Source organism: Rhizobium mayense, assembly GCF_030272705.1.
GTDB classification, from domain to species: Bacteria; Pseudomonadota; Alphaproteobacteria; order Rhizobiales; family Rhizobiaceae; genus Rhizobium; species Rhizobium mayense.
In genome coordinates this window covers 1-4,395 of record NZ_JARFYM010000077.1, presented here as the reverse complement: position 1 = coordinate 4,395, position 4,395 = coordinate 1, and the positions used below count along the sequence as shown (strand labels likewise).

5 protein-coding genes are annotated in these 4,395 nt (G+C 58.9%); 3 read left to right on the top strand and 2 right to left on the bottom strand.

Annotation, left to right across the window (positions count from 1 at the left end):
- Together PY649_RS34450 and PY649_RS34445 are read left to right on the top strand one after the other, a co-directional pair.
- Positions 1 to 190: peptide-methionine (S)-S-oxide reductase (locus PY649_RS34450; protein WP_285873520.1), on the top strand; the 190-nt coding region annotated here is incomplete at its 5' end.
- Between the two features lie 28 nt (positions 191 to 218).
- Positions 219 to 617 carry a DUF6314 family protein gene (locus PY649_RS34445; RefSeq protein ID WP_285873519.1) on the top strand — a complete coding sequence of 133 codons (399 nt, stop codon included), beginning with the start codon at positions 219 to 221 and terminating at the stop codon, positions 615 to 617.
- A gap of 101 nt (positions 618 to 718) precedes the next feature.
- On the opposite strand, the gene PY649_RS34440 is transcribed toward PY649_RS34445, so the two are convergent.
- Complete coding sequence (locus tag PY649_RS34440; RefSeq protein ID WP_285873518.1) at positions 719 to 1,609, bottom strand: LysR family transcriptional regulator; 891 nt, start codon at positions 1,607 to 1,609, stop codon at positions 719 to 721.
- A 178-nt stretch (positions 1,610 to 1,787) separates the two neighbouring features.
- Here PY649_RS34440 and PY649_RS34435 point away from each other — a divergent pair, with 178 nt between their 5' ends.
- The gene (locus PY649_RS34435; RefSeq protein ID WP_285873516.1) at positions 1,788 to 2,570 is read left to right on the top strand and encodes a class I SAM-dependent methyltransferase; all 783 of its coding nucleotides are present in this window, start codon (positions 1,788 to 1,790) and stop codon (positions 2,568 to 2,570) included.
- Positions 2,571 to 2,681: 111 nt separating this feature from the next.
- On the opposite strand, the gene PY649_RS34430 is transcribed toward PY649_RS34435, so the two are convergent.
- Positions 2,682 to 3,770 (bottom strand): 3-deoxy-7-phosphoheptulonate synthase, encoded by a 1,089-nt coding sequence (locus PY649_RS34430; RefSeq protein ID WP_432761460.1) that lies wholly within the window; start codon positions 3,768 to 3,770, stop codon positions 2,682 to 2,684.
- Positions 3,771 to 4,395 lie beyond the last annotated feature (625 nt).

Below are 4,395 nucleotides of genomic sequence, written 5' to 3'. Positions count from 1 at the left end.
CGCCTCCGGCCTCTGGCCGGGCAAGGTCGTCACCGAAGTGACGCCGGCAAGCGATTTCTGGGAAGCCGAGCCGGAGCACCAGGACTATCTGGAGCGCATTCCGAACGGCTACACCTGCCATTTCGTGCGCCCAGGCTGGAAACTGCCGGTCAGGCAGTCCGGCGTCGATACGCAACGCGCGGCATCCTAAATAAAGACCATGGCCGCGGGGGAAGGGCGTGAATGAACGGCTGAAACCCTATCTCGGCACATGGAATGTGAGGCGGAAGATCATCGACCGCCTCAACGGCTCCGTTGTCTTGTTCGAAGGGCAGGCGTTCGTGACGCCTGTCCAGTTCGAGGAGCATGGCGATACGACGGCGGATTTTGTGACGCTTCGGAGCAGCCGTACCTATCGCCTGCATGGCGAGGTTGGACATGTCGCGGTCTGCTTCCCCGATCTCACCGAATTCATCCGCATCGGGAACGGCGCCTCGCAACGCGTCGCCCATCAATGCGGCCCCGATCTATATCGCGGTCGTCTTTTCTTTCGCGGGCCGGATGCCTGGGCTGAAATGTGGCACGTGCAAGGGCCTCGGAAACATTATGTAAGCCTCGCCCACTATCGCCGCGCCTAGGGCGCCGTGCGTTCATTTGAACGCACAAAGGTCGCTCTAGTTTTTCAGAATCTAGAGCATCTTGTCCGCCTGCAGGTGATTTCACCTGAAAGCGGGATGTTCTAGCCCGTGAGCGTTGGGTGCGAGGCCGAGAATGCCTGCGCTTCCTTCTGCAGCCATTCGCAGAACAACACTGATTTTCTATTCCGCCGGGCGCGCCGGAGCGCCACGTAATGATGCCCGCTGTCGATGAAACCCAGGGGCGCGGTGAGGCGGCCGAAGCGGATGTCATCGGTCACATAGGGCCATGGCGCTACGCAGACGCCGAGGCCGGCGCTTGCTGCCTCCAGCATGAAATAAAAATGCTCGTATTCGACACGCGTTCCGGCTTCGATCGGTGCGCCTGACCGCGACAGCCAATCGCCCCAGGCGCGAAGGCGCGTTCTGGTATGAAGCTGCGGAACGCCGGCGAAATTCTCCGCGACGGTTCTTTCGAGGGAAGGGGAGATCACCGGGCCTGTCTGCTCCGGAAAAAGCACGATCACCTCAGCGCCCTGCGGCCAGGGCGCTGTACCGACCCGGATCGCGACATCGAACCCGTCGCGCGCAAAGTCGACCGGACGAGACGATGCCGTCAGGCGAACTTCGATATTGGGATATTCCGCCTGGAACCGGTAAAGCCGCGGGATCAGCCAACGCATGGTAAAGGTGCCGGGGCAGGAGACATCGAGCGATCCGTCTTCCGTATCCGCAACCGACCGCACCGACATGTCGATCTGATCGAAAGCGGAACTCAGGCCGGACAGCAGGGTCGAACCCGCCTCTGTCAACCGCAGTTTGTTCTTCGGTCCCTCGAACAGCGGCACGCCCAACACATCCTCGAGATGCTGGATCTGACGACTGACGGCGCTATGCGTCACGTTCAGCTCATCGGCCGCCAGAGTCATCCGTCCATGCCTGCCGGCGGCTTCGAAGGCTCGTAATGCGTTTAGGGACGGTATGCGGCGGGCCATGTGAGATTTCCGAACAGTTTTTGTTCGATCATATCGGTTTTCTTCCCGCACACCATAATGTTTTGTCCGGCTTACAAAGTAAATTTCCCCTACTAAGGGAACAATGAAATTCGGATTGCGAGAGCATTTTCGATGGCGGCAAAGCTATGCCGGAACCCAGACAACGAGGATGAAGACTATGGCCAGTAGATATCAGGACGGCAGCGCCGGTGACGCAAATTACGCTGTGATCGGCACGAACTACGCAAAATACCGCCAGCCGGATCCAAATATTGCGGTGTTTATACGCGCTGCATTGGGCGATGCTCGCAGCGTCCTCAATGTAGGTGCTGGTGCCGGCTCCTATGAGCCTGTTGATCGCGCGGTTACAGCCGTTGAACCGTCCGAATCAATGCGAGCGCAGCGGCCGGCGCATCTGCCTGCCGCCATCGATGCCACTGCCGAGAAGCTTCCCTTTGCAGACGACAGTTTTGATGCTTGTATGGCGACATTCACCGTGCACCAGTGGTCCGATTTGGCAGCGGGGCTTGCCGAGATGCGGCGGGTGACGCGCGGTCCCGTCCTGATCCTGACCGGCGATCCCGATGAGCTCGATCGCTTCTGGCTTGTCGACTATGCGCCGGAAGTGATCGCGGTAGAGGCGCGCCGCTATCCGCAAATGGCAACCATCAGCGAAGGGTTGGGCGGCAATGCCGAGGTCATTCCCGTGCCGATTCCGCTGAATTGCACGGATGGCTTCGGCGAGGCTTATTACGGGCGTCCGGAGCGCCTGCTTGAGCCGGGCGCTCGCCTTGCCAATTCCGCCTGGAGCTTCGTCGATATGTCGATCGGTAACCGCTTCGTTGCCGATCTCGGCCGCGATCTCAGGGACGGTACATGGGACGCCCAATATGGGCATCTGCGCACGCAACCGGAATTCGAAGGCTCGCTGAAGCTGGTCGTCGGTCGCGAGCAGTCCTGATCCGATCGAAAGGGAAATTTATTGTCCCCGCCACTTGGCGGGGACAAGCTCGAAGGTGGCCAGGGATCGTTCGCCGACGCGTATCGGGCAAGCGATCCCTGGATCAAAATACTACTGGCGAGGCATACGTCGTCTTGCTTGCGCGGCTCGGGCCAGTTCTTCCAACGTACGGACGGAGGTCGGCCAATCTATGCAGCCGTCTGTGATGCTTTGGCCATAAACCAACGCTTTGCCGGGAACGAGGTCCTGGCGGCCGCCGACGATATTGCTCTCCATCATCATGCCTTTGATGCGATGGTCGCCGGCAGATATCTGCTCCGCGACGGAGTTGACGACCAGTGGCTGGTTCTCGGGATTCTTGCTGCTGTTGGCATGGCTGGCATCGATGATGATCCGCGGATCAAGCCCGGATTGCTCAGCCTGTGCCGATACCGCCTGGACACTGGCCGCGTCATAGTTGGGTTGCTTGCCGCCGCGCAGAATGAGGTGACAATCCTCGTTGCCGCGCGTCGAGGCTATTGCGGCAAGGCCGTCCTTGGTCACGGCGGGGAAATGATGCGGCTGCGAGGCCGCAACGATCGCATCCAGAGCTATCCGTGCATCGCCATTCGTGCCGTTCTTGAAGCCGACCGGGCATGAGAGGCCGGAAGCCAGCTGGCGATGCACCTGGCTCTCGGTCGTCCTCGCACCGATTGCGCCCCAGCTTACCAAATCGGAAATGTATTGCGGCGTGATCGTGTCGAGGTATTCGCAGCCGGCCGGCAGCCCGATTTCGTTGACGTCGACCAGAAGACTTCTGGCGATGCGCAATCCCTCTTCGATGCGGTAGCTTCCGTCGAGATGTGGGTCATTTATCAGACCCTTCCAGCCGACTGTGGTTCGCGGCTTTTCGAAATAGACCCGCATGATGATTTCGAGATCGTCTGCGAACCGGTCGCGCTGTTCCTTCAAACGAGCGGCGTAGTCACGCGCCGCGACCGGATCGTGGATGGAGCAGGGGCCGATGACCACGATCAATCGATCATCGTCATTATGCAGGATGCCGTGAACGGCGTTGCGTGTATCCGTCACGGTGGTGGTGACGGCCTCGTCCCGCGGAATCTCCTCTACAATACGAGAAGGCGGCGTAAGGGCAGTAATCTCGACAATTCGCAAATCATCAGTGGATTTCAACACGGTATCAGTTCCTTTTTGGGTCATACCGTGGCGACAAAAAAGCCGCCAGGTAGGACTAGCGGCTGTTCGGGTTTATGTCGTTGCGTCAGTTTTACTTACGCACGGGCCCGCCTCCGCTGAGAGCAGCGGTACGAATAAAATCGCGAGGCATTTGCGTAGGTAAATGACATGCGGCCTCTCTACGACAAAAAATGCGGCTTGTCGATGATCTTGATAGGTTTGGAGTGCGTTGGCGCAAGCCTCTCCGCGGGCCGCAGCTTTGACACCTGGGAAACCGGCGACGGCTTTGTCCCGGCTCTTTGCTCATTGCCGAAACAATGTCGGCGGTCTCCGGCCTTTAAACAGTCCAGCCGGCCATCGAATATAAGAATAACATTACATATAAAGCGTAAGGAAAAAAATTCTACCTCCGGGTGTGGTACACCCGGGTGGTAGCGACCCTCAAATGTAGCGGTCCCCAACTCGGAAGGACCGGCCCGATTTCGCTGGAAGTCGGACCGGTCTCCATCCGATCAGGGGTCAAGTCAGATCAGATCTCGAAAATGAGGTCTTAGAAGCTGCGCTGGAAGCGGAGGATACCAGCCCACTGATCCTGGTTCACAGAATCGAAGTTGGTGTAGGTAACTTCCGGCTCGACGAGGAGGTTCTT